Annotated in this window: 19 protein-coding genes; 9 read left to right on the top strand and 10 right to left on the bottom strand. The window is 56.9% G+C overall.

What is annotated here, in order from left to right; translation table 11 throughout:
• The first annotated feature begins 23 nt into the window (after positions 1-23).
• The 4 genes from E1297_RS36260 to E1297_RS36245 all read left to right on the top strand — a co-directional run bounded on the left by E1297_RS36260 (position 24) and on the right by E1297_RS36245 (position 3695).
• A complete protein-coding gene (locus tag E1297_RS36260; RefSeq protein ID WP_155146792.1) occupies positions 24-293 on the top strand; it encodes a hypothetical protein in 270 nt (89 codons plus the stop codon).
• A 94-nt stretch (positions 294-387) separates the two neighbouring features.
• Complete coding sequence (gene sseA, locus E1297_RS36255) at positions 388-1242, top strand: 3-mercaptopyruvate sulfurtransferase (RefSeq protein WP_155146790.1); 855 nt, start codon at positions 388-390, stop codon at positions 1240-1242.
• Entirely contained in the window at positions 1242-2426 is a 1185-nt protein-coding gene (locus E1297_RS36250) for an amino acid aminotransferase (RefSeq protein WP_155146788.1), read from the top strand. The genes sseA and E1297_RS36250 overlap by 1 nt, the downstream gene beginning before the upstream one ends.
• Positions 2427-2654: 228 nt before the next feature.
• Complete coding sequence (locus E1297_RS36245) at positions 2655-3695, top strand: patatin-like phospholipase family protein (protein ID WP_196223479.1); 1041 nt, start codon at positions 2655-2657, stop codon at positions 3693-3695.
• A 52-nt stretch (positions 3696-3747) separates the two neighbouring features.
• Here the strand turns inward: E1297_RS36245 and E1297_RS36240 are convergent, their stop codons facing one another.
• Together E1297_RS36240 and E1297_RS36235 are read right to left on the bottom strand one after the other, a co-directional pair.
• Positions 3748-5073, bottom strand: coding sequence for an ammonium transporter (locus E1297_RS36240; RefSeq protein WP_155146784.1), 1326 nt, complete (start codon positions 5071-5073; stop codon positions 3748-3750).
• Between the two features lie 32 nt (positions 5074-5105).
• A complete protein-coding gene (locus E1297_RS36235; protein WP_170336579.1) occupies positions 5106-5444 on the bottom strand; it encodes a P-II family nitrogen regulator in 339 nt (112 codons plus the stop codon).
• 257 nt (positions 5445-5701) lie between these two features.
• On the opposite strand from E1297_RS36235, the gene E1297_RS36230 reads away from it, so the two are divergent.
• Positions 5702-7894 carry a transglycosylase domain-containing protein gene (locus E1297_RS36230; protein WP_155146782.1) on the top strand — a complete coding sequence of 731 codons (2193 nt, stop codon included), beginning with the start codon at positions 5702-5704 and terminating at the stop codon, positions 7892-7894.
• A gap of 51 nt (positions 7895-7945) precedes the next feature.
• Here the strand turns inward: E1297_RS36230 and leuB are convergent, their stop codons facing one another.
• The gene (leuB, locus tag E1297_RS36225) at positions 7946-9049 is read right to left on the bottom strand and encodes a 3-isopropylmalate dehydrogenase (protein WP_155146780.1); all 1104 of its coding nucleotides are present in this window, start codon (positions 9047-9049) and stop codon (positions 7946-7948) included.
• Positions 9050-9140: 91 nt separating this feature from the next.
• Here leuB and E1297_RS36220 point away from each other — a divergent pair, with 91 nt between their 5' ends.
• Entirely contained in the window at positions 9141-9668 is a 528-nt protein-coding gene (locus E1297_RS36220; RefSeq protein WP_155146778.1) for a redoxin domain-containing protein, read from the top strand.
• Positions 9669-9674: 6 nt separating this feature from the next.
• Here the strand turns inward: E1297_RS36220 and E1297_RS36215 are convergent, their stop codons facing one another.
• Positions 9675-10535 (bottom strand): LysR family transcriptional regulator, encoded by an 861-nt coding sequence (locus E1297_RS36215; protein ID WP_244328006.1) that lies wholly within the window; start codon positions 10533-10535, stop codon positions 9675-9677.
• Positions 10536-10651: 116 nt separating this feature from the next.
• Here E1297_RS36215 and E1297_RS36210 point away from each other — a divergent pair, with 116 nt between their 5' ends.
• On the top strand, positions 10652-11578 hold the full coding sequence (locus E1297_RS36210; RefSeq protein ID WP_209016216.1) for a sugar nucleotide-binding protein: 927 nt from the start codon (positions 10652-10654) through the stop codon (positions 11576-11578).
• Here E1297_RS36210 and E1297_RS36205 read toward each other — a convergent pair.
• Positions 11575-12609 carry an endonuclease/exonuclease/phosphatase family protein gene (locus E1297_RS36205; RefSeq protein ID WP_155146774.1) on the bottom strand — a complete coding sequence of 345 codons (1035 nt, stop codon included), beginning with the start codon at positions 12607-12609 and terminating at the stop codon, positions 11575-11577. The two genes, E1297_RS36210 and E1297_RS36205, sit on opposite strands and share 4 nt — an antisense overlap.
• Positions 12606-13394, bottom strand: a complete 789-nt coding sequence (locus E1297_RS36200) for a hypothetical protein (protein ID WP_209016215.1) — start codon at positions 13392-13394, stop codon at positions 12606-12608. Before E1297_RS36200 ends, E1297_RS36205 begins: the two co-directional genes overlap by 4 nt.
• Here E1297_RS36200 and E1297_RS49295 point away from each other — a divergent pair.
• Entirely contained in the window at positions 13375-13626 is a 252-nt protein-coding gene (locus E1297_RS49295) for a hypothetical protein (protein WP_196223482.1), read from the top strand. The genes E1297_RS36200 and E1297_RS49295 overlap by 20 nt on opposite strands.
• 120 nt (positions 13627-13746) lie before the next feature.
• Here the strand turns inward: E1297_RS49295 and leuD are convergent, their stop codons facing one another.
• From leuD to leuC, 4 genes are all read right to left on the bottom strand, one after another.
• The gene (gene leuD, locus E1297_RS36195; RefSeq protein WP_155146772.1) at positions 13747-14352 is read right to left on the bottom strand and encodes a 3-isopropylmalate dehydratase small subunit; all 606 of its coding nucleotides are present in this window, start codon (positions 14350-14352) and stop codon (positions 13747-13749) included.
• Positions 14353-14394: 42 nt separating this feature from the next.
• On the bottom strand, positions 14395-14946 hold the full coding sequence (locus E1297_RS36190; RefSeq protein WP_155146770.1) for an HdeD family acid-resistance protein: 552 nt from the start codon (positions 14944-14946) through the stop codon (positions 14395-14397).
• Between the two features lie 142 nt (positions 14947-15088).
• Complete coding sequence (locus E1297_RS36185; RefSeq protein ID WP_196223478.1) at positions 15089-15736, bottom strand: class I SAM-dependent methyltransferase; 648 nt, start codon at positions 15734-15736, stop codon at positions 15089-15091.
• Positions 15737-15840: 104 nt separating this feature from the next.
• Positions 15841-17244: a 3-isopropylmalate dehydratase large subunit gene (gene leuC / locus E1297_RS36180; protein ID WP_155146766.1), complete on the bottom strand. Its 1404-nt coding sequence runs from the start codon at positions 17242-17244 to the stop codon at positions 15841-15843.
• A gap of 271 nt (positions 17245-17515) precedes the next feature.
• On the opposite strand from leuC, the gene E1297_RS36170 reads away from it, so the two are divergent.
• Positions 17516-17782 (top strand): hypothetical protein (locus E1297_RS36170; protein WP_209016214.1); only part of this gene is annotated, 267 nt, incomplete at its 3' end.

The following is a 17782-nucleotide window of genomic DNA, read 5'->3' as shown; positions in this document are numbered from 1 at the left end:
TCAATTCCATCCGGAGGCAGGCGATGGCCGCTTTTCTTGACAGTCTGACTTTGGCCGACGCTGTCGGCTCATTTGGCGCCATGGTCGTTGTGACCGCTTACTTTGCGACACAGATGCGGATGATGAATTCCGATGATCTGGCCTTTCCGATCCTCAATCTGGCCGGGTCCGTTCTGATCGTTTACTCGCTGTTGCAGAACTTCAATCTGGCTTCGATGCTCATCGAATGCTTTTGGATCGTGATCAGCATCATCGGGATAGTTCAGTTCATCAGATTGCGCCGCGCCAATTGAATGCGACATGATCTGGATTGGTAGCGCCATCCAGTCTTGAACCCGCATCAACGCGCGTATAGGGACAACTCAAGCTCGCTTAGGGGAGGCTTTGATGCAGGACGATCCGAAAACCCTCGTTTCTACCGAATGGCTTGCCGCTCATCTCAAGGACCCGGATCTGCGGATTCTGGATGGGTCTTGGTATTTGCCGCAGCAGGGGCGAGACGCAAAGGCCGAGTATGAGGCCGGTCACATCCCCGGTGCACGGTTTTTCGATATCGATGACATTTCCGATCACCGCTCGGACCTGCCGCACATGGCGCCCCCGGTCGAGAAATTCATGTCGCGCCTGCGGGCCATGGGTGTGGGCGACGGACATCAGGTGGTGGTCTATGATGGCGCCGGGCTGATGTCTGCTGCACGGGTCTGGTGGCTGTTTCGCCTCATGGGGCAAGAGAACATTGCTGTCTTGGATGGGGGCATGCCCAAGTGGCAGGCCGAAGGACGTGAGATCGAGGATTTGCCCCCGGTGATCCGGGATCGCCACATGACCGTTCGGGTTCAAAACCATCTGGTGCGCGATGTGACTCAGGTATCGGCTGCAGCCAAGCTGGCGGATCATGAAATTATTGACGCGCGCTCTGCCGATCGTTTTGCCGGAACCGGGGTTGAGCCGCGCGAAGGTCTGCGTTCGGGTCACATTCCGGGGTCGCGCAATGTACCCTTTGGCAATTTGCTGAACAAGAACGGTACGATGAAATCGCCCGAGGATTGCCGTGCAGTGTTCGAAGCCGCGGGCGTAGACCTGACCAAACCGGCTATCACGTCCTGCGGATCAGGCGTGACTGCTGCCATCCTCAGCCTTGCGCTTGAGCGCATCGGCAAAAAAGACCATTCGCTTTATGACGGCTCCTGGGCCGAATGGGGTGCCTTCCCGACCCTGCCCGTCGCAACCGGAGAGAACTGATGTTCGAATTTCTCAAGCCGCAGCCAGCTGACAAGATTCTGGCGCTGATGCAAATGTATCGCGAGGATCCGCGCGATCAGAAGATCGACCTGGGTGTCGGTGTTTACAAGAACGCCGATGGCCTGACACCGATCAAGCGTGCGGTGAAGGCAGCCGAGAAACGCATTTGGGAAGAACAGGAAACCAAGGCCTATACCGGGCTTGCGGGCGATCCGGCTTTTGCCGACGTGATGATTGGCCTGATTTTGGGTACATCTGTTGCACGCGGCAATATCGGTGCTGTGGCAACACCGGGCGGGACAGGTGCATGTCGTCAGGCGTTCGAACTGATCCGTATGGCCAATCCTTCGGCACGTGTGTTCGTTTCGAACCCAACATGGCCAAACCACTTGTCGATCCTGAACTATCTGGGCATCGAAACAGTGCAGTATCGCTATTTTGATGGTGAAACCCGCGGTGTTGATTTCGATGGTATGATCGAAGACCTCAAAACTGCCAATGCAGGTGATGTTGTCCTGCTGCATGGATGCTGCCACAACCCGACAGGTGCAAACCTGAACATGGTGCAATGGCAGGAAGTGGTGAACCTGATCAACGAGCGCGGCCTCGTCGCAATGATCGACATTGCCTATCAAGGCTTTGGTGATGGTCTGACCGAAGACGCACAAGCCACGCGTCTGGTGGCCTCGTCGGTCAAGGAATGCCTGATCGCCGCCTCATGCTCCAAGAACTTTGGTGTCTATCGCGAGCGGACGGGTCTGCTGATGGCTGTCAGTGCGGATGCAGGGCAAACAGCTCTGAATCAGGGAACGCTGGCTTTCCTGAACCGGCAGAACTATTCGTTCCCTCCGGACCACGGCGCGCGTGTTGTCACCACGATCCTGATGGACGAGGCACTGCGCGAAGACTGGGCAACCGAGCTGGAAGAGGTGCGCTTGTCAATGCTGGGTCTGCGCCAGCAACTGGCCGATGAGCTGCAGCGGCTGAGCGGCTCGGACCGTTTCGGATTTCTTGCACAGCACCGCGGCATGTTCTCGCGTCTTGGTGCGTCGCCTGAACTGGTCGAGAAGCTGCGCGTTGAACACGGTATTTACATGGTCGGTGACAGCCGCATGAACATTGCCGGGCTGAACGCGACGACGGTCCCTATTCTGGCTCAGGCGATTGTTGATGTTGGAGCATAACAACTCCGTCACGGAGGAACAAAAGCGCACGTAAAGGCAGACGGTCCTGTCCGGAAGCCGTTGTCACAAACTCCGGATAGGATCTCTGTCTTGCAGTCGCTCCGTTCTTTATGTCTGGTCGCCTCAATACTTGCTGTTGCGGCCTGTGAAGCTTCATATCCAAGGGATGAGATTGCTCCGCCTGCTGACCGGTACGAGCAATTTTATCCTGCTGGCGCAGATCAGGACGTGAGAGAATACGAAGATGAATTCTCGCAATCCAACCCGGCCCGCATCGCCAGCTATCGCGCTGCTCTGACACAGGTTCCCCGAACCCGCGGCGTGAACATTCTTGCCCTATCTGGTGGGGGGCAGCACGGAGCGTATGGGGCCGGTGTGCTGAACGGTTGGACCGCTTCGGGAAACAGACCAAAATTTGATATTGTCACGGGAATTTCTACGGGTGCGTTGATTGCACCATTTGCCTTTCTCGGACCTGAGTACGACGATCGGATCGAACGGTTCTATACGCAATCCACGACGCGGGATGTCGTGCGCCTTGACCTTGGCGGTGCCTTGTTCGGCAAGGGGTTTCTTGCAAAAACAACCCCTCTGCGGGCGGCAATCGAGCGTGAGCTTTCAGATGACGTGATCAACAAGATTGCGCAGGAACATGCCAAAGGTCGCCGTCTTTTTGTCGGAACGACAAACATCGACGCCGAACGTCCGGTAACCTGGGACATCGGCGCTATAGCGATGATCGGTACCGAAGAATCGCGCCAGCTAATTCGTCAGGTCGTGCTGGCTTCTGCCTCTATCCCTGTTGTGTTTGAGCCCGTTTCCATCTCGGTCACCGATGGTGACATCCTGCGCGAAGAACTGCATGTCGATGGCGGGCTCACGCGCGAGGTGTTTGCTTATCCACATGGGATAGAAATGCGCAAACTGCTCAGGCGTTCAGGCCTGAGCGGGCGTCAGAATCGCATTTGGGTAATTCACAACAAGAAGCTTGAGGCGCACTACGCGCCGCAGGCCGAAAACGCCACTGCCGTTGCTCAGCGCGCGTTCGAATTGCTGATCAGGGCGCAGAGCATTGGAGATATCGAGCGGATCGTTGAACAGGGCGCGAGGGACGGTTTGGTGACAAACCTGACGTGGATACCGGTCGAGTTTGATGTTCAGCCTGAGGAAGCCTTCGATAAGGACTATATGACGAAACTGTTTGCTCTGGGCCGGTTCGCCGGGCAGCAAAAAGACGCCTGGCTGTATGACGTGAGTTCGCTTTACTGAAAACGCCGGACCATCAGGCCCGGCGTATTCATTTGCTCAAGTTGAGATGGCTTTAGCTTCTCGAGAACTCAGGGTACGCTTCCATACCCAACTCACCCATATCCAGACCATTGATCTCTTCTTCCTCGCCAACCCGCAGGCCAACGGTTGCCTTGAGGATCGAGAACAGGATGAAGCTGACCACGAAGACGAAGACACCGATGGCAGCGAAGCCGATGATCTGGGTCACAAAGGATGCATCACCATTGGTCCACGCCACGATGAAAGTGCCCCAGAAGCCCGCGATTAGGTGAACCGGGATTGCGCCAACAACGTCGTCGATCTTCATGCGGTCCAGCATTGGAACGGTCAGGACAACGATCACGCCACCGACGGCACCGATGATCAGCGCCTGGAACAGCGACGGAGCCAGAGGTTCGGCGGTGATCGAGACCAGACCGGCCAGTGCGCCGTTCAGAACCATGGTGAGGTCGACCTTGCCATACATCAGCTGTGTCAGAATCAGCGCTGCAACGGCACCCGCTGCGGCTGCCATGTTGGTATTGGCAAAGATGCGGCTGATGTCGGCCATGTCACCAATGGTGCCCATCGCAAGCTGCGAGCCGCCGTTAAAGCCGAACCAGCCCAGCCACAGGATGAATGTACCCAGAGTTGCCAGCGCGAGGTTCGAGCCGGGGATCGGAACCACTTTGCCATCCTTGTTGTACTTGCCGATACGAGGGCCAAGCACAATGGCACCTGCCAGCGCTGCGAAACCACCTGCGGCGTGCACCAGGGTCGAGCCTGCGAAATCGCTAAAGCCCATCTCGGACAGCCAGCCGCCACCCCACTGCCAGGATGCTTCGATCGGGTAGATGATGCCCGTCAGGACGATCACGAAGATGAAGAAGGGCCACAGTTTGATCCGCTCGGCCACGGTGCCCGAAACGATCGATGCGGTGGTGGCGCAGAACATCAGCTGGAAGAAGAAATCCGAGCCTACCGAAGCGTAGGACAGATCGGTCTCGACACCATCAAGGCCAACGGGTTCCAGAGATGTTGGCGAAAACGCGCCAAGAACGCCTGTGATGGTCCAGCCATCGCCCGGATACATCAGGTTGAAGCCAACCAGCCAGTACATGATGGCCGCAAACGAAAACAGGCCCATGTTCTTGATCAGCTGCATGGCCACGTTCTTGGAGCGTACCAGACCGGCTTCGAGCATGGCGAAGCCTGCGGCCATCCAGAACACCAGAAAGCCGCCGACCAGAAACAGCAGCGAGGTCAGGATGTATTGCGTATGCTGCGCGGTCTCGCCAGCGGCGGCCTCTTGCGCAAAGCCCATCTGCGGCAACGCGACGATCGCGGCGGCAGGGATGAGAGATTTCATCAGGTTCATGTGACTTCCTCGAATGATTTGAGTGGCGGCGCTTACAGCGCCTCTTCGTTCGTTTCCCCGGTCCGCACGCGCAGGGCCTGCTCGACATCAAGGACGAAAATCTTGCCGTCACCGATCTTGCCGGTTTTGGCGGTTTTGGTGATGGTCTCGACGATCTGGTCAGCCATGGTGGCGGGCACCACGATCTCGAGCTTGATCTTGGGTACGAAGTTCACGGCGTATTCAGCCCCGCGATAGATTTCCGTGTGTCCCGATTGCGAGCCAAAGCCCTTGATCTCGGTCACCATCATGCCGCGCACCCCTGCATCGGTCAGTGCCTCGCGCACCTCCTCCAGCTTGAACGGCTTGATTGTCGCAATGATCAGTTTCACGTCTTTCCCCTCTGCTTTCCGGGCAGGCCGGTTTGTTTGCACCTGCAGAAAAAGAGCGCGACCTGACGTCGTAAGGAACGGACTCACCCATTCGACGCCGGGTAAAACAGCGTGAAGTTGCACAATTTTTGCACAAAACGTGTGATATGTTCAAAAATTAGGCGCATGTGAGAGGGGAAATACCGGAAAATCACACCTCTACATGCCCGCGCAGCCACGGTATGGTGACGCAAAAGCATAATCGGGCAGAGTTGAGCATGACTGAGTCCAAGCGCCGCAAAGCGACACTGGTCGCGGATAAAAGATACCCGTCGAAAGGGCGCAAGCCCACGGCGTCCAAACGTGTTGCCAAACCGGCGGGCAAGAAAGCGACTGCGCGCAAAACAACAACGCGCAAGACCGCACGCAAGAAAACCAGTAAGGGCTCTGGTGGTAATGGCGGAGGGATCTTCCGCCGTCTGTTCCGCTGGATCTGGCGACTGATCTGGGGCCTGACCTGGCGTGTCGGGGCGATTGCAGCACTGCTCATCGCGCTCGCGGTGGGGATCGTTTACTCATCTCTGCCGGATGTGGATGCCCTGTTGGATGGACGCGCGCGCGGATCGGTCACGTTGCTGGATCGCGATGGCAAGGTCTTTGCGTGGCGCGGGGACCAGTTCGGCGGTGTAATTACTGCGGATACGGTTTCGCCCCACTTAAAGAACGCGGTGATCGCGACCGAAGATAAGCGTTTCTATCGGCACTTTGGCGTCAGTCCGCGTGGTGTTGCCAGCGCCGTTCGCATCAACCTGAGCGAAGGGCGTGGACCGCTGTCAGGGCATGGCGGCTCGACCATCACGCAACAGACCGCCAAGTTGCTGTGCCTAGGTGTGCCATATGAGCCGGATCAATGGGAATCTGAGGCAGCCTATGAGGCAGACTGCCGTCAGGGATCGCTGTGGCGTAAAGCCAAAGAAGCCATCTATGCGATGGCGATGGAGGTCAAATACTCCAAGGATGAGGTTCTGACTGTTTATCTGAACCGCGCATTCCTTGGAGCAGGTGCCCGCGGCTTCGAAGCTGCGAGCCAGCGTTACTTTGGTAAATCAGCGGCCGAGGTTAATCCGGCTGAGGCTGCGATGCTGGCAGGTCTTCTTGTTGCGCCGACGCGCTACGCCCCAACCAATAACCTGCAGCGGTCGCAGGATCGCGCACGCCTTGTGATTGGGCTGATGGAGGATCAGGGCTATCTGACTGCCTCTCAGGCCAGCACAGCGCGCAGTAACCCGGCGCAGTTGTCAGAGGCAGCAGCTGCAAGGGCTGGCGGCTACTTTGCCGACTGGGTCATGGCCAGTGGGCCCGAGTTCTTTACCCGCAATACAACCGAAGATGTGGTGATCCGGACCACTCTGGACCAGCGCCTGCAGAAATCAGCTGAAGAGGCCCTGCAGTTCATATTTCAGGAGAAGGTTCGCGAAGGGTCCAAGGCGCAGGCTGCAATTGTTGTAATGTCGGCCGACGGTGCCGTGCGCGCCATGGTTGGCGGTCGAAAGACCCGCGTCTCAGGCGCATTCAACCGGGCCACGCAGGCTTTGCGCCAGACCGGATCTTCCTTCAAACCATTTGTCTACGCGACAGCACTGGAACTGGGGTATTCGCCATTGGATACTGTGGTGGATGAGCCCACTTGCTGGAACATTCCCGGATCGGGTCAGTGGTGCCCAAAGAACTACACCAACAAATATTATGGGCGTGTGACGCTGGCCGATGCGTTAAAGAACTCGCTGAATATTCCAGCGGTGAAGGTGGCCGATATCTCGGGTCTGGACAATGTCCGGACTGTCGCCAGTCAGTTCGGAATTGCCAGTGACTTGGCTGAGGGGCCGGCGCTGGCGCTGGGCGCGTCAGAAAGCACTCTGATCGAGATGACGGGGGCGTATGCCGGTATCCTGAATGGTGGATCATCGGTGGAACCTTATGGCCTGACCGAGCTGAAATTGCTGGGAGATGAGACACCGGTCATGGTGACCACGACCGGGATCGGAGAGCGTGTGATCCGGGATGATGCCGCCAAACAACTCACATGGATGATGGAGCGCGTCGTGTCCCAGGGCACCGGGCAACGGGCGAAGCTGCCTGGATGGCAGGTGGCAGGTAAAACCGGGACAACACAGGCGGCACGGGATGCCTGGTTCATCGGCTTTACGGCGGATTACGTGGCCGGTGTCTGGATGGGCTATGACGATAACACACCCTTGTCGGGCGTGACCGGTGGCGGCTTGCCAGCTGAAATCTGGAGAGAGACCATGCTGCGCGTGACCGATGGGATGACCCCGACACCACTGCCCATGCTGGCCCCAGAGCCCCCAGTTCAGGTGGCACAACCAACGCAGCAACGGCGCCGGCAAGGTGGCGGCGGATTTGCCAAGGCAGTCGATAATCTGTTGAAGGATATTTTCGGCAGGAACTGATGTTCAGGCCTGAAGGGCAGGCAGCGCGTGTAGCGCTGCCTGACTATTGGGTCAGAGACTTTCGTTCAGCGCAGCAACAATGGCGTCGCCCATCTCTGTGGTCGAAACAGGCTCGACACCCTCATCCGCCAGCAGGTCACCGGTGCGAACGCCATCAGCCAGAACTTTCTCGACAGCGGCTTCGAGGCGATCTGCCTCTTCACCCTGATCAAAGCTGTAGCGCAGCGCCATCGCAAAGCTGAGGATACAGGCGATTGGGTTCGCCTTGCCTTGACCAGCAATGTCCGGAGCGGAACCATGTACGGGTTCATACAGCGCCTTTGGCCGACCATTGGCCATCGGTGCGCCCAGCGAGGCGGATGGCAGCATGCCCAGCGACCCGGTCAGCATCGCGGCGCAGTCGGACAGGATGTCACCGAACAAGTTGTCGGTCAGGATCACGTCGAACTGCTTGGGCGCGCGAACCAGCTGCATTGCGCCGTTGTCGGCATACATGTGAGACAGCTCGACCTCAGGATAATCAGCCGCGACACGATTCACGACTTCGCGCCACAGGATACCTGATTCCATCACATTGGCTTTTTCCATCGAGCAGAGCTTTTTGCCCCGGCGCATGGCCAGTTCGAAAGCCGAACGTGCTGCGCGCTCGATCTCGGATTCGGTGTAACGCTGGGTATTGATGCCCACACGCTCGTTGCCTTCTTCGAAGATACCACGCGGCTCGCCGAAATATACACCCGAAGTCAGTTCGCGCACGATCATGATGTCCAGACCGGCCACCACATCCTTTTTCAGCGATGAGAAATCGGCAAGCGCGTCAAAGCACTGGGCCGGACGCAGGTTCGAATACAGGTCCATTTCCTTGCGCAGGCGCAGCAGTCCGCGCTCGGGCTTGAGGCTGAAGTCCAGATCGTCATACTTCGGTCCACCTACGGCACCCAGCAGAACAGCATCTGCCTCTTGTGCCTTGGCCATGGTCTCGTCCGATAGTGGCTTGCCATGGGCATCATAGGCGGCGCCGCCTACGAGGTCCTCGCTCACGTCAAATTGAAGTCCGCGATTGGCGCCGAACCAATCGATGATTTTGCGCACTTCGGCCATAACTTCCGGGCCAATTCCGTCTCCGGGCAGGATGAGGAGCGAGGGGTTGGACATGAAGGGTCTCCTTGCGTTTTACAGCAAAGGCCCTAGCGTCTGCGCCGCATCGGGTCAATGAGACGATCCGGCCAAAACACGAGGAAAACACATGTTGATACCGGGAAATCCCGTTCCTGAACTGAAAATCGAAACCGTGGCACATGGCAGCTTTGATCTGGATGCGGACAAAGGTGAAAACGGGACGCTGGTGATTCAGTATCGCGGCCTGCATTGCCCGATCTGTATCCGCCAGATGGGTGAGGTCGAAGCAGCGTTGGATGACTTCGCGGATCTGGGCATCGAAGTGATCGTGCTGAGCACCGACACCGCCGAGCGCGCGGCTGAAACGGTAGAAAAGGCGGGCACTTCGCGTTTGCGTGTCGGGCACAGCCTGCCATTAGCGGCGGCGCGAGATGACTGGGGCCTGTACTTGTCCAAGGGTCGTGAAGGTACGGCTGAGGCGCCATTCTTTGCGGAGCCGGGGCATTTCTATATTGCACCTGACCGATCGCTTTATTTTGCGTGGCAGCAATCGACCCCGTTCGGCCGTCCATCCATCGCCGACATCAAGGGTGGAATCAAATACGCGCTGGACAACAAGTATCCCCCGCGTGGCACGTACACAGGCGCGCTCTGAATACGCTCAGAGGCTGGCCTTCAAGCCTTCGGCCAGTAGATCCCAGACCCTGCGTATGCGTGGGGTCTGTCGCATCGCCTGAGGCGCAGCAAGCCAAACGGGTAGAATAGGGATATCGACATCCAGTTGCAGGATTTCTACGGCTGGATCAGCCTGGGCTACTTTCACCTGACTGAAGCCAATACCGCAGCCTGCCCGGACCAGTTCCCAATATGCGCTTTGCAGATCGCATCGCGTGGCAAAGCTGTCCTTGCCAACAGGCCATCCCTTTTCGCGCATCTTTGAAATGATCTCTTCGTTGGCGTCGAATCCGACGAGATCATGGTCAAACAGTTCCTGAGGTGTCGTCGGGCGCCCGGCGCGGTCCAGATAGGATGTAGCGGCACAAAAACACAAAGGAACATCCCCAAGATAGCGAGAGATGATATCCATCTGTTCCGGACGATACATACGCACGGCGATGTCCGCTTCGCGATAAAGCAGGTTCTCTGTCACATCTGTCGCGACAAGTTCTAACTGTATCGCGGGTTCTTGTTTACGGATCTCGGCCAGAATCGGGGGAAGCAAATGATGCGAGGCGAAAACCGAAGCTGTGATCCTGACAGACCCTTCGAGTTGTTGGGATTGCCCGGCGGCGGTCAGGCTGAAAGCGCTCATTGCTTCGTGCATTTGCTGCGCCATTGGCAATAGCTGCGTACCCACCTGGCTGAGTTTCAAGCCCCGGGCATGGCGGTCAAAGAGAGAAACACCCAACTCGCTTTCAAGGATTTGAATCTGGCGACCCAGCGTGGGCTGGCTGCGCCCAAGCTCTCGGGCAGCTGCTGACAGCGATCCGGAATCTGCAACCGCAAGAAAACTCTGGATCAATGACCAGTCTGAGAGAGTAAGTGTTCTGTCCATACACAGATGAATACATGATCTGCGAATTTCGACAATTCCCCAAACCTTTTGAATGCCTAGGTTCGGGGCAAAAGGAGGGCGTCATGACTCAATCAGTTCTTATTCTGGGGGCCTCTGGCCGGTTTGGCCGGAATGCCGAAGACGCATTTCGCAGCGCCGGCTGGGACGTACGCCGTTTTGATCGCAAGACCAACAATCTGATGACGTCCGCGCAGGGTGTCGATGTGATCGTGAATGGCTGGAACCCGCTTTACCCCGATTGGGCCAAAATGGTGCCGGACCTGCACCGGCAGGTGATCGAGGCTGCCTCAGCCAGTGGCTCTACAGTGATCGTTCCGGGGAATGTGTATGTCTTCGGGGCTGAGACGCCCGGACCATGGTCGGCATCTACACCCCATATGGCCACCAACCCCCTTGGGCGGATCAGGATCGATATGGAGGAAGCCTACCGCGCCTCGTCGGTTCGCACCATTGTTTTGAGGGCCGGAGACTTCATCGACACTACAGCATCGGGAAACTGGTTCGATCAGGTCATGAGCAAGCAGCTTGCACGTGGCCGGTTTGTGTATCCCGGTAACCCCGAAATTCCTCATGCCTGGGCCTACCTGCCCGATCTTGCGCGTGCGGCTGTTGCACTGGCTGAGATGAGGGCGGAACTGCCACGGTTCAGTGACGTTCCATTTGCGGGTTACACACTGACAGGGAACGACCTGATGCGTGGGCTTTCACGGGCCACCGGTAAAGAGCTAACATTGAAGCGCATGCAATGGTGGCCTCTTCGGCTCGCCCGCCCATTCTGGCGGTTAGCTCCGCATCTGCTTGAGATGCGCTATCTTTGGGATGTTCCGCATCGACTGGACGGGAGTTTTTTTGACGAGCTGGTTGGCGATTTTCAATCGACGGATCTGGAGGTCGCCTTGTCGACCTCAATCCCCCCCATTCTGCAACCAGCAGATGGTTTGTCTCCGAACAGGCCCCTGAAAGCAGAGGTGGTGACGCAGGTGCACTAATTTTGTCGGATTGATAGGTCGACCCAGATCAGGCGATGTCTGCTTGCGGTGGCGGCAGCCTCGACCTGTTTCCCTGTCTCATCAGTCCAGTAGATCCCCGAATGCTCCACCTGCCAATCGGCTGAAGGCAGTACATAGTCAACGCGCATCTCGCCAACGCCTTTCCAGGCCACCGTTGTCGCAGATCCGGTTGAATCTCGGGGTTCTGGATCCTGCAGATGTGGATCGGCCAAGAGATTCCGGATTGCGCTGTTGTGACCATCACCTTGGTCGGGGTCGAGATTCGCATCCCCGGCGATCACAAACCGGCCGGCTGGGGCTGTACCAATATCGCTATCAAGCAAAAGCGACCAAAACCGGATCTCATCCCGGTTGCGCAAGCCGTTTCTATCCTCAGGTCCGTCAAAGACCGGTGGGCTGGCGTGAAAGGTCATCAAGTCAAACCTGCCTCCGGGCGCATCAATCGGTATTACCCAATGCGCTGTTGATGAGAGCCGTTGGATTGATTGCGCCTGTTCAGATGGAAACGGCAAACCGTCTGAGACCGGCAGTTGGGCGCCGGGGACATCCCTCCAAAGGGTCGTTGAATAATCAGCGATATCGTCTGTCAGGATTGGGAAGCGCGAGAGTACAGCCAAACCGCCTTGGCCGGTAAACCGTCCCCAACCCTGCGCGTCACCTGGGCCCTCGGATTTGCCATCACCATCCAGATCAACGCCTGTGGCCAATCCCGAATTTGGCTGCGCAGAAAAGCTGTAGGCATAATCCAGTCCCGCAGCTTTGAGTTTTGCAGTCAGTGCTGTGAGGGCGAGATTGTTGTAGTCCCAGTCTATACCCTGCAACGCGACTACATCGGGCTGAATCGCTGCAAGGACACCGACAACAGCCATGACCTGCGGATCATCACGTTCAATATCGCGCAGCAAAACACCGGGCCCATCGCGGCTGAGTTCAGTGTTAAAGCTTGCTACGCGCAGGGGGTCCGCCTGTGCCGCCAGGGGCAGCAGCAACAGGATCAGGTACCGGATCATGCAGTCTGAGTTGTCTCGGCAGTAGAATAGGCGCGGCGTTTTTCGACGATCAAACCCGCAATACGGAGCGTAGCCATGCCTCGCATGATCATGCTGGCGGGCAGGAAGGCCCAGGCGCTTAATGTCCAGATCAGTGTTTGTGGATTACTGAGCGACAGGGGGTCTACATAGTCGGTTGTAATCTTGATCAGCGCCGGAATCAGGAAAGGCAGCAGAACGCCAAGCGAAATGTTCAGTTTTCCATCCCTGCGCAGACGCGTGACCACGTCTCCACCTTTGGTCGGGTCGAAAAGCGGCAGATTGGTCCAGACATTGAACGCGCCATTTCCAACCGGCCAACCGCGCATTTTTACCGCGTATGCAAAGCTGGCGATCGTCACCAAAGCAGCCACATAAGCGACGCTGGCAGAAATCCGGACCAATTCAATCAACGGCTGACTTGCACCGGCGGGCAACATCAATACCACCAATCGAACGGGTGAATACGGAAAGTCGACCACAGCAGCGACGGCCAGGCCAACGGAATAAATCGAACTGGTCAATTCTGTAGGAGCGTAGGCGTTTTTACAGATCAGCGTCAGGAACGACACCATCGACATCAGTCCGACAAAACGCAGGCGATTCACCGGGGGCGCATCACGAAATTCAATAAAGCTGGGAAAGGCCGAATTGTATTCAGCAAAAGTCAGGATAAACGCGAGGATGGCGAGAAAGACAACAATCTCGGTCCCATTCGACGTCGATGTCGGGAGATACAACGCAGGGGTGAGCACAAGAAGTGCCACCAATAATCCGCGTATCGCCGCCCCCGTGGTGCGTGCAATCACTATCCGAACCCTTTCAAACTGGACTAGTCGATTCTTCGCCGACTTCGTTCCAACTTGTGCCCATCATTTCGACGGTTGCCAATTTATCGCCAACACTGGCGGTTATCCGCTCAAACCTCAAGCCAAGCGGCAGGAAACACCTGATTTCGGGCAAAATGATGGCAAAACTGGTGCGGCTTTGCATCATTGATGACGCATAGATGACGTGTATTCAGAATGCACCGCTACATGTTGTGGTTGCTTATATTTTACACCCAAGAATAAGAAAAGGGCCGCCTAAGCGACCCCCATAAGTTGTATCTGCCTAGAATCAAACCCAGGGGCGGGCCTGACTTGCATGATCTTCAAACTTGTCGATGTGGTGATCTTTTTCCATTGTCAGGCCGATATCATCCAGACCATTCAGCAGGCAATGTTTGCGATGGGGATCAATTTCAAACTCGATTACCACGCCGTCTGATGTAGTGATCTGCTGATCTTCCAGATGCACGGTCATGCGGGCGTTCTCGCCCTTGTGGGCGTCTTCCATCAGGATCACATGATGCTCTTCTTCGACCACGATGGGTAGGATGCCGTTCTTGAAGCAGTTGTTGAAGAAGATGTCAGCAAAGCTGGTCGAGATTACGACCTTGATGCCGAAATCCTTGATTGCCCAAGGGGCGTGTTCCCGTGACGAACCACACCCAAAATTGTCGCCGGCCACCAGAATCTCGGTATTGCGATAAGCGGGTTTGTTCAGAACAAACTCCTCATTCTCGCCGCCATGATCGTGATAGCGCATCTCGTCAAACAGCACGACGCCAAGGCCGGACCGTTTGATCGTTTTCAGGTGTACTTTCGGAATGATCATATCTGTGTCGATATTGATCAGCGGCATTGGGGCGGCCACCCCGTGGACTTTGTCGAACTTTTCCATGTCTACACTCCTGCGGGAGAGGGCCGCGCCCATGCCCCGCGTTTAAGCTTCTTTCGCTTCTGTCGTTTCGTTAGGTGCGTTTTTGACGAAGAACGCCATGAAGACCAAACCGAACCCGTTGAACAGCATCTCGATGCCCAGCAAAATACCAAGAAGCTGGAACAGTACCGCAGGTTCTTCTGCGGCATAACTCCAGATGATACCTGCGAGGATAATCGACAAGATGCCCGAGATCAGTGTGGGCCAGAAAAAAGACGTTCCGCGCATCTGAAATGAGAGGAAGATCCGGGCAATACCGCCTGCCATGAACAGGATCAGAACCACCGTCGCCAGCGTCAGTGTGCCTTCCAACGGGTTATCGAGGAACGACCACCCGAGAAACAGCATTACGGCACCCATGATGAAGGACAGGATCTTATTTCCCGTACCTTCAACGGTGAAGCCGCCAACAACCTGCAGCACGCCTGATATCAGCAGCAGCACGCCAGTCACCACTGTTACTGCAATGGATGCAACAACAGGTGCGCCCAGCACAAAGATGCCAAACGCTATGGATAGTAGCCCCAGCAGGAGCCATTTGACCCAATCACTCATTTCAGTCTCTCCCTCAAATATCTAGATATGAGGGTAGCTTACGTTAGATTTGATGTTTCTGCCAACCATCCTTAACTCTCTCTTGTATCGTCTCGCGCCATCACGCGGGCTGCAATATCGATTGGAGTGACTTAGCACATCTTCACCTGAGCCAATTGCGCACTCGGGTCACAATTCCCGGAGGGTTCGGGTCGGGTTTTTGCACGACAAAAACATCCCGAAACTCCCCCAGTACGCCGATGCTGGCGTCGTTCAACCTGACCTGACGCACCGATGCACCCGGCGCCCAGTTCAGGATCAGGCTGGACAGGTCGTTGCCAAAGTGGAACGTTACCGCGGCGCCTTCATTGTCGATCGGATTACCGTGGTACTCTGGCTCGAACAGATGCTCCACACCATCTTCCCTGATCCAGGCGCGCCTCTCTGTCGTGGCTTTGGTTTCATAAACCGGGGTGGTGAAAATGATGAACCCTCCTGGCTTCAGCGTTCGCATCATTTCGGTAAAACATGCACCGGGATCATTCACATGCTCCAAAACGTCCAAATGGCAGTGAATGTCGATCGAGTTGTCCTCAAAAGTCAGTTGCTCAAGATTTTCCGACTGGTACGGACCATTCTTCTGACCGCGCGGCACATCCGAATAGTAGTGCGAGCCGATATAGCCTGGGGCTTCTTTCATCATCCGAACTGAAATGCCTCGTTCGGCAGGTGAGCATTCATGGATCACCATGGAACGCCAGTCCGGAATGAAGTGGTGAAGGCACCAGGCCAGCGCACGTTCTCTCGGCAAGGATCCGCAATTTGAGCACAGAAGAAAATCGCGGAGCCAATCGTGTTCTGAACGAAATTTTGACGGTTGCTCGCAGATCGGGCACGTCCCTGCAAACACGTGCATCATATCAGAGTCCGTACGTCTGTCAGCCGTCCTGTGATTGCCGCAGCGGCCGCCATTGCGGGGCTCAGCAGATGGGTGCGTCCGCCCCGGCCCTGACGGCCCTCGAAGTTGCGGTTCGAGGTCGCGGCACATCGCTCGCCCGGTTGCAACTGATCGGGGTTCATCGCCAGACACATCGAACATCCCGCCAGACGCCATTCGAATCCGGCCTCTTTGAAGATTTCGGCAAGGCCTTCTTCTTCGGCCTGAGCGCGAACAAGACCCGAGCCCGGCACGACCATAGCGCGCAGACCGTCCTTGATCTTTTTGCCCTTCAGGATTTCAGCCGCAGCGCGCAGGTCTTCGATACGGCCGTTGGTGCACGAGCCGATGAAGACGGTGTCGATTTCGACATCGCTCAGCTTCTGACCGGCTTCCAGACCCATGTATTCGATCGAACGGCGGGCTGCGTCGACCTTGCCGCCCTCGAAATCTTCGGGGTTCGGCACGGTTGCGGTGATCGGCAGCACGTCTTCGGGGCTGGTGCCCCAGGTGACGACCGGCGCGATGTCTTCGCCGCGCAGGGTGATGACCTTGTCGAAATGCGCGTCTTCGTCGGTATAAAGCGTTTTCCACCAATCCATCGCCGCTTCCCACTGGGCACCTTTCGGTGCATGGGGACGGCCTTTGACATATTCAAAGGTGGTCTCGTCAGGGGCGATAAGGCCCGCGCGTGCGCCGCCTTCGATCGCCATGTTGCAGACGGTCATGCGGCCTTCCATCGACAGATCGCGGATCGCTTCGCCGCAATATTCGATGACGTAGCCGGTGCCGCCGGCGGTACCGGTCTCGCCGATCACGGCCAGAGTGATGTCCTTGGCGGTCACGCCCGGCTGCAGTTTGCCGGTGATTTCCACCTTCATGTTTTTGGACTTCTTCTGGATCAGGGTCTGCGTGGCCAGAACATGCTCAACCTCGGACGTGCCGATGCCGTGGGCCAGTGCACCAAACGCGCCGTGGGTGGCGGTGTGGCTGTCGCCGCACACAACGGTCATGCCGGGCAGGGTCCAGCCTTGCTCGGGGCCGACGATGTGGACGATGCCCTGACGCACGTCATGCACAGGGTAGTAGTGAATGCCAAAATCCTTGGCGTTCTTATCCAGCGCTTCGACCTGAATGCGCGATTCCGGGTTTTCGATCCCGTTCACCCGGTCAGGTGTGGTGGGCACGTTGTGATCCGGGACGGCGATGGTCTTTTCCGGTGCACGTACTTTACGACCCGCCATGCGCAGGCCTTCAAAGGCCTGTGGGCTGGTGACTTCGTGCACCAGGTGACGGTCGATATAAAGCAGGCAGGTGCCATCATCGGCTTCGTGCGCGACATGGGCATCCCAGATCTTGTCATAGAGCGTTTTGGGGGACATAGGTCCTCTCCCGTATGTAATGAGAAATAGCTGGCGAGGTGGCTCAGGCCGCCGATAGGCGGGCCAGGACCGTGCGGGCAGCCCCAAAGAACCGTTCACGCAACCGCGCGCGGTCTTCCAGATTCTGGAGTTGGGCCACATTGAGTCTCATGCGCCCCAGATATATCGCAGCTTCGCGTCAATCAAGGATCAATCCCGCATACCTGTAGACCGGTAGCTTGGGCTTGCATCAGGACGCATCGGTCTCCAAGCTAACCAGCAGGAGATGCGCATGAACCAGGATCTGTTGCCGGAATCGCTGTCTGATCTTTATGAAAACATGGCTTTGGCCTTTTCCTCGCAGTTTGAAAACCTGATTGAACTGGTCGTGACACCGGGGTGGCGACAGTACCAGTTGATCATCATCCTGTTCCTATGGGCGCTGGCCTTTGTCCTGCGACTGCTGACGCAAAAGCGTTGGGAGGCGTGGGCGCGCGCGCGCACGGGCTGGCCAAAATGGCGTTTGCGCACACTGGTCCAACTGATGCGTCGCCTGACA

The sequence above is a fragment of the Roseibium sp. RKSG952 genome, from assembly GCF_009711355.1.
The sequence above is the reverse complement of the archived record's forward strand: the minus strand, read 5'-3'. Positions and strand labels throughout refer to the sequence as shown.

Coding starts and splice junctions, on each gene's coding strand:
- E1297_RS36260 (WP_155146792.1), top strand. CDS start 24: ATGGCCGCTTTTCTTGACAGTCTGACTTTGGCCGACGCTGTCGGCTCA.
- sseA (WP_155146790.1), top strand. CDS start 388: ATGCAGGACGATCCGAAAACCCTCGTTTCTACCGAATGGCTTGCCGCT.
- E1297_RS36250 (WP_155146788.1), top strand. CDS start 1,242: ATGTTCGAATTTCTCAAGCCGCAGCCAGCTGACAAGATTCTGGCGCTG.
- E1297_RS36240 (WP_155146784.1), bottom strand. CDS start 5,073: ATGAACCTGATGAAATCTCTCATCCCTGCCGCCGCGATCGTCGCGTTG.
- E1297_RS36230 (WP_155146782.1), top strand. CDS start 5,702: ATGACTGAGTCCAAGCGCCGCAAAGCGACACTGGTCGCGGATAAAAGA.
- leuB (WP_155146780.1), bottom strand. CDS start 9,049: ATGTCCAACCCCTCGCTCCTCATCCTGCCCGGAGACGGAATTGGCCCG.
- E1297_RS36220 (WP_155146778.1), top strand. CDS start 9,141: ATGTTGATACCGGGAAATCCCGTTCCTGAACTGAAAATCGAAACCGTG.
- E1297_RS36210 (WP_209016216.1), top strand. CDS start 10,652: ATGACTCAATCAGTTCTTATTCTGGGGGCCTCTGGCCGGTTTGGCCGG.
- E1297_RS36205 (WP_155146774.1), bottom strand. CDS start 12,609: ATGATCCGGTACCTGATCCTGTTGCTGCTGCCCCTGGCGGCACAGGCG.
- leuD (WP_155146772.1), bottom strand. CDS start 14,352: ATGGAAAAGTTCGACAAAGTCCACGGGGTGGCCGCCCCAATGCCGCTG.
- E1297_RS36190 (WP_155146770.1), bottom strand. CDS start 14,946: ATGAGTGATTGGGTCAAATGGCTCCTGCTGGGGCTACTATCCATAGCG.
- leuC (WP_155146766.1), bottom strand. CDS start 17,244: ATGTCCCCCAAAACGCTCTATGACAAGATCTGGGATGCCCATGTCGCG.